The organism is Pseudonocardia autotrophica (genome assembly GCF_003945385.1).
Classification (GTDB): Bacteria; Actinomycetota; Actinomycetes; order Mycobacteriales; family Pseudonocardiaceae; genus Pseudonocardia; species Pseudonocardia autotrophica.
In genome coordinates, this window is record NZ_AP018920.1 from 5,367,867 (window position 1) to 5,382,059 (window position 14,193).

Below are 14,193 nucleotides of genomic sequence, written 5' to 3' on the forward strand. Positions count from 1 at the left end.
GCCGCTCGCGCAGCCGGCACAGCTGCGCGAGCGGCCCCGTCTCACCGGCGGGGGGCCGCCGGGTCGAGCAGGCCGGGCAGCAGCTTGTCGGGCGTGGCCGGAAGGCTGCGGACACGGACTCCGGTCGCGTGCGCGACAGCGTTGGTGATCGCCGCGGCGACGCCGACGATCCCGATCTCGCCGACGCCCTTGCCGCCGACGGAACCGATGTGCTCGTCGCGCTCCGGCAGGAAGACCGCGTCGAGGTCGCCGACGTCGGCGTGCGCGGGCACGTGGTAGCTCGCCAGGTCCTGCGTCGCCCAGCCACCGAGGACCTCGTCGGTCTCCCCGGCCTCCATCAGCGCCATGCCGAGCCCCATCGTCATCGCGCCGACGACCTGCGACCGCGCCGTGGCGGGGTTGACGATCCGGCCCGCGGCGTACACGCCCAGCAGGCGCTCGACGCGGGTCTCGCCGGTGAAGCGATCGACCCGGACCTGGGCGAACTGCGCGCCGTAACTGTGGCGGTTGTAGGCCCCCAGCGCGCCCACGTCGGCCGTGGTGTCGTGCACGACGCGCAGCCCTTCGGCCGGCACCCGGCCGCCCGCGGTCGCGAGTTCCTTCGTCAGCGCCTCGCAGGCTCCCTGCACCGCCCAGCCCCACGAGCCGGTGCCCATCGAGCCGCCCGCGAACGGCGCCGCGGGGCCCGACGAGCGTCCCATCCGCAGCTCGATCGACGACATCGGACGATCCAGCGCTTCCGCGGCCAGCTGGTGCAGGACCGTGCGCGCGCCCGTCCCGATGTCCGCCGCGGCGATCTCGACCACGACCGTGCCCGCAGCGTCGATCGAGGCGCTCGCCCGGGACGGGAAGATGATCACAGGGTAGGACGCTGCGGCGACCCCGACCCCGTGCCGGAAACGGCCGTGCGCGCTCTCCCACGGGCCCGCCGAGAGCTCGAACCAGCCGAAGGCGTCCGCGCCGTGGCGCAGGCAGTCGACCAGCCGGCGGCTGCTGAACGGGTACCCGGTCCCGGGGTCGACCGCCGGCTCGTTGCGCGCCCGCAGCTCGACGGGGTCGATACCGAGGTGAACGGCGAGCTCGTCGACGGCCGACTCCAGGGCGAACATGCCGGGCGCCTCTCCCGGGGCGCGCACCCAGCCGGGTGTGGCGACGTCCAGCGGCAGGGTCGACGACACGGTCCGCACGTGCGGCACGTCGTACAGGGTGCGGGACATGGTCGCGGTCTGGTCGACGTAGGGGATCAGCCGGGACGTCTGGCCGGTCACCTCGTGGATCAGCGCGGTGATCCGGCCGTCGTCCGTCGCCCCCATCCGCACCCGCTGCCGCGAGGGGCTGCGGTACGTGGCCAGCGGTGCCGACTGCGGCCGGTCGAGCGCGACCGCGACCGGCCGTCCGACCAGCTTCGCCGCCAGCACCGCGAGCATGATCGGGGGACGGGGTGCAGCCTTCGAGCCGAAACCACCACCGACGTAGTCGGCCACCACCTCGACGTCGGTCTCCGGCAGACCGAGCAGGCCGGCCAGGGTGACCGCGGTCCAGTTCGGACCCTGGTCCGAGCAGTACACGGTCAGCCGGTCGCCGTCCCAGGTCGCGGTCGCGGCGTGCGGCTCCATCGGCATCGCGAACTGCGCCGCCGTGTCATAGCACAGGTCGAGCTGGACGGGCGCCGCCGCGAGCTCGGCGTCGGCGTCGCCGCGCGCGGTGCGTCCAGGGCTCAGGTCGTTGGTCATCTCCGGGACGACCGCTCCGGGGTCACCCACCGACAGGTGCAGCGACGCGGGCCGCTCGTCGACGGTGGCCTCGACCCGCGATGCACCCTCCCGGGCGGCCTCGGCCGATTCGGCGATCACCGCCGCCACGATCTGCCCCCGGAAGACGATCTCGCGGTCCTGCAGGAGCAGCAGGTCCGGGACCGCCGCGCCGTGCGCGGGGGAGATCGGGCCCGCAGGGTCGAGCCGGACGACGTTGTCGTGGGTCAGCACCGCCACGACACCGGGCACGGCCAGCGCCGCCTCGACGTCGACCGAGCGCAGCGTCCCCGCGGCGACGGTCGAGCCGACCGGCCACGCGTACGCGGTCCCGGGCAGCTGGTACTCCACCGCGTACCGCGCGCGTCCCGTGACCTTCTCGGGGCCGTCGACGCGGGCGACCGTATTGCCTGCGGTCATCGCTCCTCCTCGCCGTTCCGGTTGTCGCCGCCGGTGTCGCGGGCGAGATCGCCGAGGACACCGATCGCCGTCGAGACGGCGAGGTCGATCTTGAATGCGTTGCCGGCGAGCGGGCGGGCGCCGGCGAACTCGGCGCGGACGGCCGCATCGATCACCTCCGCTGCCGGGGTGCGGCCGAGCAGCTCGGACTCCGCACGCCGGGCCCGCCACGGGCGCGGCGCGATGCCGCCGAACGCGAGCCGGACACCGGTGATCAGACCGTCCCGTACCTCCAGGACCGCAGCCACGCTGACCAGCGCGAAGGCGTAGGAGGCACGGTCGCGGACCTTCCGGTACCGCATCCGCCCGGGGGGCGGCGGGGGGACGTCGACGGCGGTGATCAGGTCACCGGCGGCGAGCGTGACATCGTGCTGCGGCTCGTCACCGGGGAGCCGGTAGAGCTCGTCCAGCGTGAGGGTGCGGGTCGGGCCCGTCGCCGAGCGGACGTGCACCGTCGCGTCGAGCGCGGCCAGTGCGACCGCCATGTCGCCCGGATTGCTCGCCACGCAGTGGTCCGAGGTACCGATGACGGCGAGATCCCGGTGGTGCCCGGCGACCGCGGGGCAGCCCGAACCGGGTTCCCGCTTGTTGCACGGCTTGGTGATGTCGGCGAAGTATCCGCACCGGGTGCGCTGCAGCAGGTTCCCTCCCACCGTGGCCACGTTGCGGATCTGTCCCGACGCGCCGGCGAGTACGGCCTCGGCCAGCACGGGATGGTGCCGGCGAACGGCCGGATGAGCCGCCAGCGCGGCGTTCGTCGTCGCCGCGCCGATGGTCAGCGCGCCGTCCGAGCGGCTCACGACGTCCTGGGAAGTCACGTCACGGACGTCGACCAGCAGCTCCGGCGCCGTCACACCGTTCTTCATCAGGTCGACGAGGTTCGTCCCGCCGGCGATGAAGCAGCCTGTCCCGCCGCTGCTGCCGACGAGGGCGGAGGCCTCCCCCGCCGTCGAGGGCCGCGCGTAATCGAAGGTCCTCACCGGTGGGCTCCGTCCTGGTTCCCGGTCTGCGGGTTTCCGGTCTGCGGGTTTCCGGCCTCCGGGCTCCCGGCGGCGACCGCGTGCACGGCGTCGACGATCCGCGGGTAGGCGCCGCAGCGGCAGAGGTTGCCGCTCAGGCGCTCGCGGAGCTCGTCGCGGGTCAGGTCACCACGGTCCCGGGGGTGCGTGGCCGGGTTCGCCGACGCGTGGCTGGGCCAGCCCCGATCGGCCTCGGTCAACGCCCCGAGCGCCGAGCAGATCTGGCCCGGCGTGCAGTACCCGCACTGCAGGGCGTCCCGGGCGACGAACTCGTCCTGCAGCCGCCGCGCCCCGGGAACCTCGTCGGCGACGCCCTCGATGGTGGTGATCCGCGAGCCGGCGGCGGTGACCGCCAGACGCAGGCAGCTGAGCTGACGCTCGCCGTCGACCAGCACGGTGCAGGCTCCGCACTGGCCGTGGTCGCATCCCTTCTTCGTTCCGGTCAGTCCCAGCGAGGTGCGGAGGAGATCGAGCAAGGTACGCCGGTTGTCCACCTCCGGCTCGCACTGTTCACCGTTGACGACGAGCGGCACGGTCGTCGTCCTGCTCATTGTCGGTCTCTCGTACATCAGGCACTCCCAGGATGCGAGTCGATTGGATCGCCTCACAACAAGCTACGACGGAGCGAGATGCGAGTCAAGCGACTCGGAACGTGCCGACCCCATGGCCGATGGCGGTCCGAGCAACCTCCGGGGCAGGCTCGGCAGCAGCCACGACGGCGACACCCGGGCACCGGCTCGCGACCGGGGCGCTCGACAACCCCGTCGCCCTCCCCGGTCCGTCCGAGATCGACGAGCTCCGGCGCGCACCCGTTCTCCGTGCCACACCGGCGGGACACTCCCGCCCCGGCTCACCCGGAACCGGGACCGCGACGTCTCCCACGACTCGCCAGGCCGCCGGGCACGACGAGATCCACTGGAAGACTCGCGAGACCCCGCCGCGCCTGGCCGACACCCCGGGGCCACCACTAGTCTCATTGTGACTAGCTGTGGAGGTGTGAACCGGTGCCGACTCCCGAGAGGGTGCCTCCGTCGGTCCACGACAGGGGCCGACCCCGGACAGACGGCTTGGTGACGATACGACTGTCCACACTGTCCTACCTCGTGCTCGGCATCGTCGCCGAGCACGAGATCTGCACGCCCTACCGGATCAAGACCGAACTGGGTCGTTCGATCGGATCGTGGTGGCCGCAGCCGCACTCCCAGATCTACGACGAGACCGCCCGGCTCGCCGAGCACGGCCTGCTCGCGGTCTCTGCTGAGTCCGGTGGTCGTCGCCGGCGGCGCTACAGTCTGACCCCGGACGGCCGGACCCACCTGACCTGCTGGCTCGACGACCCACGAACCGGGGACTCGGAGTGGCGCGACCCGGCGCTCGCGAAGCTGCGCCTGCTGGACCCACGGACCCGCCCGGCCGACCGGGTCCGCATGCACCGACTCGCCATCGAGCGCGTCGAGATGTACCGCGACCGGACTGGTCGGGACCACCCTCCCGGAGCGGAACCGGCCGGCTTCGGGGAAGTCCGGCGGCTCGCCCACGAGCTCGACGACGCCGCAGCCAGGTTCTGGGAGTCGCTCGCCCGAGCCACTGCGGACGACGAGCGAGACGCCGGGCGGCCCGCATCAGCGGACCCGAACTGACCCCGTCAGCACCGCTCGCCCGGTCAGGCCGAGACGGCGGTCCCCACGTGCCGGCCCGCGAGGGCGGCGGTGAGGTTCCCCGACGTCGTTCCGTCGATCACCTGCACCGACCGGACATGCTCGGCCCGCTGCAGCGTCGCCACCGTCTCCGCGTCGATCGGCCGGTCTGCCGCAGGTTTCGCGAGAGTTCGGCAGCGTTCACCTCCCGCAGGGGCGTGTCGCCGTCGAGGATCCCGGGCACATCCCGCAGGTAGGTCAGCGATGCCGCACCCCAGGCGTCGGCGAGCCGCAGCGCACCGGTGTCGGTGCGCTGCGGCGTGATCGTCCCGGCGCGGTCCAGCCGATCGAGTTGCGGGGCTCGCTGACACCTGGGTCAGCCCGCTCAGATGTCCAGCAGTTGCTCGAAGAAGCCACCGAACCCGCCGGCCGGGTCCACGATGTGGATCTCCAGGATCCAGTGGCACGCGCGGCCGGACGGCCCCGTGCGGCGCAGCGGCGCCGTGTTGCCGTCGGTGATGTAGCTGCCCCTCTGGTCACCCTCGATCCGCTCGTGGGGGAACTCGCCGACGAGATGCCCCGCATGGGTCTCCGGGTGCTCCCAGCCCGCCTCGGCGATCCGGCCGAGCACGTACCGGTACAGCTCCTCGCCGGTGATGTCGTCCTGCTCGCGGAACCGCCTGCGCCCGTCCTCCCACAGCCTCGGGAGGTCCGCGGCGAGCCGGTGCTTGGCCGGGTCGGCCCCGACGACGTACGTGCGCCCGAAGTCGGCCTCCCACTCCTCGAAGATCGGCCCGAAGTCCACGAAGACGATGTCGTCGGCGGCGATCGTCAGGTCGGGCGGGTTCTCGCGGTACGGCGACACCGTGTTCCGACCCGATCGCACGATGCGCTTGTGCCAGAACCGGTGGATCCCGAACAGCTCGCCGGCGAGGTCGCGGATGCCGTCGGAGACCTCCCGTTCCGTCGCCCCCGGGACGATCAGCCCACGGCCGACCGCGGTCTCGAACAACACCCCGGCCTTCTCCTCGGCCGCGCGCAACGCGTCGATCCTCGTCTGTTCGGCGGCAGTCATCGCCACTCCCATCTCCGCATCTGCGTGAGCAACACGGGCTCGCCCCCGCACGAGCGGGTCACCGACGACACTGCCACGAGTCCGGTCCATGCCGCACGGTCGACTGCCGGCCGGGTACACGCGGCCACGCGCAACGATCGACGTCGTCGATGACTCGATCCAGAACGCTCATTCCACCGCGATTGCGGATGGTCCTCGATCGGAGAACCGTGAACACGGAATCACAGCCCGGCTCGAGGAGGAGCGATGGCCACCATTCTCTGTGTGCTCTACGACGATCCCGTCAGTGGTTACCCGACGACCTACGCACGTGACGGGCTCCCCCAGCTGGAGCGCTACCCGGGCGGTCAGACGCTGCCGACGCCGTCGGCGATCGACTTCACCCCGGGCGAACTCCTCGGGAGCGTGTCCGGCGAGCTCGGGCTCCGCAGCTTCCTGGAGGGCCACGGCCACACCCTGATCGTCACGTCCGACAAGGAGGGGCCGGACTCCGAGTTCGAGCGCCGCCTGCCCGAGGCCGACGTCGTCATCTCGCAGCCCTTCTGGCCCGCCTACCTGACTGCCGAGCGGATCGCCAAGGCGCCGAACCTCAAGCTCGCACTGACCGCAGGCATCGGCTCGGACCACGTCGATCTCGATGCCGCGATCGAGCACGGCGTCACGGTCGCCGAGGTCACGTACTGCAACTCGATCAGCGTCGCCGAACACGTGGTGATGATGATCCTCTCCCTGGTGCGCAACTACCTGCCCTCACACCGATGGGTGCTCGACGACGGATGGAACATCGCCGACTGCGTCGAGCGCGCGTACGACGTCGAGGGCATGGACATCGGTACCGTCGCTGCCGGGCGGATCGGCCTCGCGGTGCTCCGGCGCCTGGCTCCGTTCGATGTCCGGCTGCACTACACCGATCGCCACCGTCTGCCCGCCGAGGTCGAGCGGGAGCTGAACCTGACCTACCACCCGGATGCCCGCTCGATGGTCCCGCACTGCGATGTCGTCACGATCAACGCACCGCTGCACCACGAGACGCGCAACCTCTTCGACGACGATCTGCTCGCCACCATGCGCCGGGGCGCGTATCTGATCAACACAGCGCGCGGGCTGATCGTCGACCGGGATGCGATCGTGCGCGCGCTGGAGAGCGGGCAGCTGGCCGGGTACGCCGGCGACGTCTGGTACCCCCAACCGGCACCGGCCGACCACCCCTGGCGGACGATGCCGCACCACGGCATGACGCCGCACATCTCGGGCTCCACCCTCTCGGCGCAGGCACGCTATGCCGCCGGCACCCGGGAGATCCTCGAGTCCTTCTTCGCCGGCAGCCCGATCCGGGACGAGTACCTGATCGTCGACGGTGGCAGGCTCGCCGGCACCGGCGCCCACTCCTACAGCGCGAAGGGGTGACGGTGGTGCCCACCCGCATCGACGCCCGCCGAGCCGTACTCGACGCGAAGAGGCGACTCGGGCTGCGCTGGGCGACGATCGCCGACGAGGTCGGACGATCGACGGAGTGGACGACGTCTGCTCTACTCGGCCAACAGACCCTGACCGCCGACCAGGCCGCCGCGGCGGGCGGGCTGCTGGAACTCGCCCCCGATGTGATCGACGCTCTCACGCTGCCGCCCGAGCGGGGGGCCGACGCGGCCGACACCACCGATCCGCTCGTCTACCGGCTGACCGAGGTCGTCCAGGTGTACGGGGCCACCATTGCCGAGCTCGTCGGTGAGGAGTTCGGCGACGGGATCGTGTCCGCGATCGACTTCGAACTGGGCCTCAGGCGCGAAGCCGACCCGAAGGGCGACCGCGTCGTGATCACCTTGAACGGGAAGTTCCTCCCCTACCGGACGTGGTGAGGGCACCCGGGGCCCGGCCGGCGGCCGGGCCCCGGGCTGGTCACCGCTCGTTCTCCGGCACCCCGTCGAGAATGACGGTCTTGTTCTCCAGGTAGGACCGCAACCCCTCGACACCGCCCTCGCGACCGATCCCGGACTGCTTGAACCCGCCGAAGCCGACACTGAAGTCGGTCCGGAAGCCGTTGTGTCCGACGGTCCCGGACCGGATCCGCCCTGCGACGGCGCGGGCGCGGGCGACGTCGGGGGTGAACACCGATGCGTTCAACCCGTAGATCGTGTCGTTCGCGATCCGGACGGCATCGTCCTCGTCCGCCGCCGGGACGACCGAGAGCACCGGCCCGAAGATCTCCTCACGGGCGATGGTCGACGAGTTGTCGACGTCGGCGAAGACGGTCGGCTCGACGAACCAGCCCCGGTCCAGGTGCTTCGGCCGGCCTCCACCGGTCACGAGCCGCGCACCCTCGTCGATCCCGGTGGCGATGAACCCTTCGACCCGGTCCCGCTGGCGCCGGACCGCCAACGGCCCCATCTGTGTCGCGGCGTCGAACGGGTCGCCGACGGCGATCGCGGAGAAGCGGGCGGCGAGCGCCTCCACGAGCTCGTCGTGCCGGTCCCGGGTGACGACGATGCGGGTCAGCGACGAGCAGACCTGCCCGGACAGATAGCACTCGGCCCGCGCCAACGCGGCGGCCGCGGCGTCGAGGTCGGCATCGTCGAGGATCACGGCGGCCGATTTCCCGCCGAGTTCCAGGGTGCAGCGGGCGATGCGCTCGCCGCAGATCGAGGCGATCCGGCGACCGGCCGCGGTGGAGCCGGTGAAGGCGATCTTGTCCACCCTCGGATCCCGGACGAGCAGTTCCGACACCTCGCGGTCCGCCGTGAGCACGTTGACCACCCCGGGCGGGAGCCCGATCTCCTCGGCGACCTCGGCCACCAGGTATCCGGCTCCGGGGGCCTCCGGTGAGAGCTTGAGGACCACGGTGCAGCCCGCGATCAGTGCAGGCGCGAGCTTCCAGGTGATCAGGTTCATCGGCGCGTTCCACGGGACGATCGCGCCGACCACGCCCACGGGGGCTCCTTCACGATCTGCGCGAACGCGCCCATCGCCGACTCGGCGCGCTCGGTCCAGTCGAAGGTCTCGGCGAGACCGGCGTAGTACTCGTAGACCTTCGGAATCGCACCCAGGCTCGCCTGCGCCGCCGCGTGGAGCACGCCGGACTCACGTGGCCAGATCTCACTCGCGTCGCCGACCCGCCGGCGCAGGCCCTCCGCGAGCGCGCGCAGATGGCCGGCCCGCTCCGCGTGACTCATCCGCGGCCACGGTCCGTCGTGGAACGCCGTCGCGGCCGCGCCGACCGCCCGGTCGACATCGGACGCCCGAGCCTCTGCGACCCGGTAGTAGAGCTGCTCGGTGGCCGGCTCGATGACATCGATCATCGCCCCGGTCGACGGCGCGACCCACCGACCGTCGACGAAGAAGCGGTCGAGGTGCTTCAGCGGCACGCGGATGTCACTGCCGAGAGTCATGGGGTGCTCCTCGTGGGTGGCTGGCGCGCGGGGCCGCCACGGGGACGTCGGATATCCGCTGATGCGGAATCATCACGCTGTCTTCTCCGCATCCGAGCTGTCAACCGTCGGTTGAGCATTCGTGTCTGCCGGATCCGGCATGCCCTCGTGGTCGGCCTCGCCGGCGTCCAGCTCCGCCGCCACACCGGCCCGTTCGACGGCCTCGAGATAGGCCCGGGCGACATAGGACGCCGGGCCGCTGCCCCCGAGGACGAGACCGACCAGCGGACGGGGGCCACTGCCGGTGATGGGCACCGCTCGCATACCCGCGAGAACACCGAACGCCCGCATCCAGGTGTGGGCGATGACCGCGGACCACTGCCCGGTCGCCAGGTGCGCGTAGAGCGCACCGATCGTGTCGGTCTCGACCTCCACCCGTGCTGCAGCACCGGCCGCACTCAGGGCACCGTCGACGATCCGCCGGTTCTGCATTCCCCGGGTGAGCGCGCACAGGCGCAGTTCCGGGATCTCGGACCAGGACACCCGGCCCCGCCGCGCGACGGCCTCGTCCGCGCCGGTCAGCAGCAGGTAGCTCTCGCGATAGAGCGGGAGCACGTCGTCCCCCGTCCGGTCGGCATCGAGGTAGGTCAGTCCGACGTCGAGATCGAAGTCGGCGAGCCGTCGGTCGATCTCCCGCGAGGGCAGCGCCTCGATCCGGGTCCGGACCTCCGGGTGCGCAGCGGTCCACGCGGTGGTGAGCGCGGACACGGCAGGCACCGCGGTCGGGATCGCCCCGATCCGGACCGTTGCGCTGAGTCCGCTCTTCATCCTCAGGAGATCGATGCGGAGGGCGTCCCGCTCGGCGAGGATCCGGGCCGCCCAGCCGACCACGCACTCCCCCTCCGCGGTGAATCCCTGGAACCGGTGGCCACGCCGGGCGATCGTCACTCCGAGCTGACGCTCGAGATTCCGCAGACCGACCGACAGTGTCGACTGACTGGCGAAGCAGGCCTGCGCCGCCCGACCGAAGTGCTTCTCCCGTGCCAGCGCCACCAGATACTCGAGCTGTCGCAACGCGACGTCGCTGACCATACCCCGAGACTAGACCGCAGATGCGGAATGATCTGGAGCAGAACGACGCTGATGCGGATACGTTCACTCCGGTGACGACGGGAGACCGGCGTACAGGCAGCCATCCTGACGGGCGCCGGCGCGTCGTCGGCCCGTACGTCGACGTCCACGGGACGGACCGGTACCTGCTCACGCTCAGCATGCCCATCCTCGCCGACGAGCGTTTCCTCGGCATCGTCGGCGCGGATCTCCCGGTCGCCCGGTTCGAGGCACTGCTCCTGCACGGACTCGGAGACCTCCCGGCCGATGCGGTCGTGGTGAACCCGGAGAACCGGGTCGTGCTGTCCTCGTCGGCGCGGTGGCCGACCGGCTCGCGCGCCCGCCCCGACGAGGTGGAGACGACGAGAGCGTTGGTCGATCCGCATTGGCGGGTCGCGACCGTCCCCCACTGACCTCGGCGCCCCGACACCTCCGCGATCCGGATCGCACCCTCCGGGCACTTGGCCGCACCCCCGTGGCCAACTAGTCTCATTGTGACTAGTCGCCTCGACGACGAGGAGAGGAGGAGGCGTGTCCGCACCCGCGACCGACCGACCGGTCGAGCGCCACCCCGTCGGCGCCCTGGCCGACGGCACGCCCTGTCACGCACCACCAGGCGTCATGGAGATCGCCGACGAGCACGCCCGATGCCACCTGTGCGGGCAGTGGTTCCGGTCCGTGGGCGCACACCTGCGCTCCCATGGCTGGGACCGCGCCTCCTACCGCACCGCCTTCGGCCTGGAACGAGGTCAGTCACTGGAGGGCGGCACCACCCGGGACCGGCGCGCTCGGGCGATGCGTCGGCGGCGCGCCCACGACCCGGTGGTCCGCGCAGGCTGTGAGATCGGGCGCCGGTGGGCGTCCACCGGCGAGCTCACCCGGGCCGCCGCGACCGCCGCCCGCGGACGGCGCCAGCCCGAGCAGCGCCGGCGCAAGACCCTGCGGACCCTCGCCTCCATTCCGGTCGACGTGAGGACGGAAGCCGCCGCCCGAGCCTCGGTCTCCCGGCTCCGCGCGATCGCCGAAACGATGGCCACCGACGCCGGCTTCCGCTCGTTCGCCGAGTTCATCCGTACTCGCGTCGCCGCCGGTGACAGCCTCGCCCGGCTGAGTCGCGAGGCAGGTCTGCACAAGGATTGGCTCACCCGGCACCTCGGAACCGTCGACGCGGACCTCGCCGCCGACCTCGCGAGCGACGTCGGCGGTCCGTGCCCGCCGCGGCACGATGCACGACTGCTCGCCCGGATCGTCGGTCTGGGATTCCGCGACGTCGCGTCGTACCTGCGGCAGCGTCATCTCGACGAGCACCGCTCGGTCCGGGCGATCGCGACCGAGGTGGAGATGAACCCCCAGTCGGTGCGGGCGGCGATGACCCGCCACGGTGTTCCGCGAACTCCGCACGCCCCCAGCCGGCAACGCACCGCCGAACTCGCACGGTCGGTGGCGCACGCACACGGGTTCGACGACCTCGACGACTACCTCACCGACCGTCGGCGAGCCGGGTGGACCTGGCAGCGCATCGCCGCCGAGAGCGGCCGGCCCCCCACCTGGCTGCGCCGCCGAGCGCGCTCGGACATGTCGTGACCACCCGACCGTCGAGCACTCCGGCCTGCGGATCCGCGACGGCCATGGACAGCGAGGGCGGATGATCCACATCGACCTGCACTGCAGCAACGACGCTTGTCGACGGGCCTGGTCGTCGCCCCCGGCCGACCCGCTGCCACTCGCACCGGTGACCGAGCGCCGCCCCGGCGGCGACCGGCGCTGGCACCCGTGCCCCACCTGCATGAACGGGAATGCCGCGTCCGCCACGATCGCGCACCGGCTCCGGGAACGGACGGCGAGCGAGATCGCCGCCGTGGCGGGCGACTGAGTCGCACCCGATGGACTGCCCGGAGCTCTCCGCATGCACGGATATTTTTGCGTTTCTATCCCGCAGTAGCGGAGAAAGCGCACAGATGTCAGGCTCGAGCCTGCAGCCAGGGCGGAGCGTCCGCGAGGACTCCGCCAGGAGCGACGTCGACCACCGGAGGTCGGACCCCTCATGAGCATCACCAGCGACACCACGGCTCCGCTCAAGGGCCTGGACAAGTTCTACATCGGCGGCGAGTGGGTCACACCGTCGTCGAGCAGCACCATCTCGGTGATCGAGCCCGCCACGGAGCAGGTCTACTACCAGGTCCCCGAGGCACAGAATGCCGATGTCGAGCGCGCTGTCACCGCGGCCCGCACCGCCTTCGACGAGGGTCCCTGGCCGAAGCTGACCCATGCACAACGCGCCGAGTTCCTGCGCGCCATCGGCGCCGCGGTTCGCGAGCGGGCCGACGACGTCACCCAGGTCTGGCCGCGGGAGTCCGGCATCGTCCACGGAGCCGCGCAGGCGATGATCGGCGGGGTGCCGGACGCGTACGACTTCTATGCCGGCCTCGCCGAGACCTTCGCCTTCGAGGAGGCCGCCACCCCCACCGCGGGCGGGAGGTACGGCTTGATCTCCCGGGAGCCGGTCGGCGTCGTCGGCGCGATCATCCCGTGGAACGCCCCGATGACGCTGATCGCCTACAAACTCGCTCCCGCGCTGCTGGCCGGCTGCACCGTCGTGCTCAAGGCCTCGCCGGAGGCACCCGGCGCGCCGTACATCATGGCCGACATCGCGGAGAAGATCGGGCTTCCGGCCGGTGTGCTCAACGTGCTCACCGCCGATCGCGAGGTCTCCGAGAGCCTGGTCCGTGACCCGCGGGTCGACAAGATCGCCTTCACCGGCTCGACGGTGGCCGGCCGGCGCATCGCCTCGATCCTGGGCGAGCGCATCGGTCGCTACACGCTGGAGCTGGGCGGGAAGTCCGCCGCCGTGATCCTCGACGACATGGACCTGGCCGAGGCCGCTGCCAGCCTCTCCGGCGCGGAGTGCTTCCTCTCCGGCCAGGTGTGCTCCTCCCTCACCCGCATCGTCGTCCCGCGCCGCCGTCACGACGAGCTGGCTGACGCACTGGCCGGCACGTTCTCCCAGGTCAAACTCGGTGATCCGTTCGCACCCGGAGTCCAGATGGGACCGCTCGCGATGGAGCGCCAGCGGGATCGGGTCGAGGGGTACATCGCACAGGGTGTGTCGGAGGGCGCGAAGCTGGTGACCGGTGGCGGGCGGCCGAAGGACCTCGACCGCGGCTGGTTCATCGAGCCGACCGTCTTCGCGAACGTCGACAACTCCTGGAAGATCGCCCAGGAGGAGATCTTCGGTCCCGTCCTGTCCGTCATCCCCGCCGACGACGAGGAGGACGCGATCCGGATCGCCAACGACACGATCTACGGCCTCAACGCCGCGGTCTTCACCCACGACGCCGACCGGGCGCGTGCGGTGGGTGACCGGCTGCGTGCCGGGACCGTCGGGCACAACGGCTTCCGGACCGACTTCGGAATCGGCTTCGGAGGGTTCAAGCAGTCCGGTATCGGCCGCGAGGGCGGGGTGGACGGTCTCCTCCCCTACCTGGAGAACAAGACGATGATCTTCGAGGAGAAGCCGAGCAGGTTCCCGGGCTGATCTCCGACACGGTGTGCCGCCTCCGGGCGGCGCACCGTGTCCCGGGCAGCCGGGTCGAGTTCGGCCGCGGTCGCCGGACCCGCGCCGGCACGGGCCCGGCGACGTCTCGACGATGACATCGGTCGGGCAGCCGTGGTGATCCGGAACGGGAGCATGCGCCGAGCCCCTGACCGTGCCGGCTACCGGGTTCACCGACCACGCGACGGAACTTGCGCATCCCGGCAGCCGATTCCTTCGTCGAACGG

At 71.6% G+C, this 14,193-nt stretch carries 15 protein-coding genes; 7 read left to right on the top strand and 8 right to left on the bottom strand.

What is annotated here, in order from left to right:
- Positions 1-41: 41 nt before the first annotated feature.
- Genes Pdca_RS25100 through Pdca_RS25110 form a run of 3 tightly spaced genes read right to left on the bottom strand, consistent with a single transcriptional unit; the run spans position 42 to position 3,780 of the window.
- Positions 42-2,171, bottom strand: a complete 2,130-nt coding sequence (locus tag Pdca_RS25100; RefSeq protein WP_085916283.1) for a xanthine dehydrogenase family protein molybdopterin-binding subunit — start codon at positions 2,169-2,171, stop codon at positions 42-44.
- Entirely contained in the window at positions 2,168-3,190 is a 1,023-nt protein-coding gene (locus Pdca_RS25105; protein ID WP_085916282.1) for an FAD binding domain-containing protein, read from the bottom strand. Before Pdca_RS25105 ends, Pdca_RS25100 begins: the two co-directional genes overlap by 4 nt.
- Positions 3,187-3,780, bottom strand: a complete 594-nt coding sequence (locus tag Pdca_RS25110) for a (2Fe-2S)-binding protein (RefSeq protein WP_085916281.1) — start codon at positions 3,778-3,780, stop codon at positions 3,187-3,189. Before Pdca_RS25110 ends, Pdca_RS25105 begins: the two co-directional genes overlap by 4 nt.
- A 519-nt stretch (positions 3,781-4,299) precedes the next feature.
- Here Pdca_RS25110 and Pdca_RS25115 point away from each other — a divergent pair.
- Positions 4,300-4,869 carry a PadR family transcriptional regulator gene (locus tag Pdca_RS25115; protein WP_158092336.1) on the top strand — a complete coding sequence of 190 codons (570 nt, stop codon included), beginning with the start codon at positions 4,300-4,302 and terminating at the stop codon, positions 4,867-4,869.
- Positions 4,870-4,966: 97 nt separating this feature from the next.
- Here the strand turns inward: Pdca_RS25115 and Pdca_RS38090 are convergent, their stop codons facing one another.
- Both Pdca_RS38090 and Pdca_RS25125 read right to left on the bottom strand, forming a co-directional pair.
- Positions 4,967-5,209 carry an amino acid kinase family protein gene (locus tag Pdca_RS38090; protein WP_125911689.1) on the bottom strand — a complete coding sequence of 81 codons (243 nt, stop codon included), beginning with the start codon at positions 5,207-5,209 and terminating at the stop codon, positions 4,967-4,969.
- 42 nt (positions 5,210-5,251) lie between these two features.
- Complete coding sequence (locus Pdca_RS25125) at positions 5,252-5,941, bottom strand: M24 family metallopeptidase (RefSeq protein ID WP_085916293.1); 690 nt, start codon at positions 5,939-5,941, stop codon at positions 5,252-5,254.
- 246 nt (positions 5,942-6,187) lie between these two features.
- Here Pdca_RS25125 and Pdca_RS25130 point away from each other — a divergent pair, with 246 nt between their 5' ends.
- Positions 6,188-7,348, top strand: a complete 1,161-nt coding sequence (locus tag Pdca_RS25130) for an NAD-dependent formate dehydrogenase (RefSeq protein WP_085916279.1) — start codon at positions 6,188-6,190, stop codon at positions 7,346-7,348.
- Positions 7,349-7,353: 5 nt separating this feature from the next.
- Positions 7,354-7,797, top strand: a complete 444-nt coding sequence (gene cynS / locus Pdca_RS25135; RefSeq protein ID WP_232021181.1) for a cyanase — start codon at positions 7,354-7,356, stop codon at positions 7,795-7,797.
- Positions 7,798-7,837: 40 nt separating this feature from the next.
- Here cynS and Pdca_RS25140 read toward each other — a convergent pair whose 3' ends face one another.
- The 3 genes from Pdca_RS25140 to Pdca_RS25145 form a co-directional block, all read right to left on the bottom strand.
- Positions 7,838-8,866 carry an aldehyde dehydrogenase family protein gene (locus Pdca_RS25140; protein WP_232021182.1) on the bottom strand — a complete coding sequence of 343 codons (1,029 nt, stop codon included), beginning with the start codon at positions 8,864-8,866 and terminating at the stop codon, positions 7,838-7,840.
- Complete coding sequence (locus Pdca_RS37110) at positions 8,824-9,324, bottom strand: aldehyde dehydrogenase family protein (RefSeq protein WP_232021183.1); 501 nt, start codon at positions 9,322-9,324, stop codon at positions 8,824-8,826. The genes Pdca_RS25140 and Pdca_RS37110 overlap by 43 nt, the downstream gene beginning before the upstream one ends.
- A gap of 72 nt (positions 9,325-9,396) precedes the next feature.
- Entirely contained in the window at positions 9,397-10,395 is a 999-nt protein-coding gene (locus Pdca_RS25145; RefSeq protein WP_085916278.1) for a LysR family transcriptional regulator, read from the bottom strand.
- Positions 10,396-10,466: 71 nt separating this feature from the next.
- On the opposite strand from Pdca_RS25145, the gene Pdca_RS25150 reads away from it, so the two are divergent.
- From Pdca_RS25150 to Pdca_RS25165, 4 genes are all read left to right on the top strand, one after another.
- Entirely contained in the window at positions 10,467-10,826 is a 360-nt protein-coding gene (locus Pdca_RS25150; RefSeq protein ID WP_085916277.1) for a hypothetical protein, read from the top strand.
- Positions 10,827-10,944: 118 nt separating this feature from the next.
- Positions 10,945-11,997 (top strand): hypothetical protein, encoded by a 1,053-nt coding sequence (locus tag Pdca_RS25155; protein ID WP_085916276.1) that lies wholly within the window; start codon positions 10,945-10,947, stop codon positions 11,995-11,997.
- 61 nt (positions 11,998-12,058) lie between these two features.
- Entirely contained in the window at positions 12,059-12,286 is a 228-nt protein-coding gene (locus Pdca_RS25160; RefSeq protein WP_085916275.1) for a hypothetical protein, read from the top strand.
- Between the two features lie 171 nt (positions 12,287-12,457).
- Positions 12,458-13,948: an aldehyde dehydrogenase gene (locus Pdca_RS25165; protein WP_085916274.1), complete on the top strand. Its 1,491-nt coding sequence runs from the start codon at positions 12,458-12,460 to the stop codon at positions 13,946-13,948.
- The last annotated feature ends 245 nt before the right edge of the window (positions 13,949-14,193 follow it).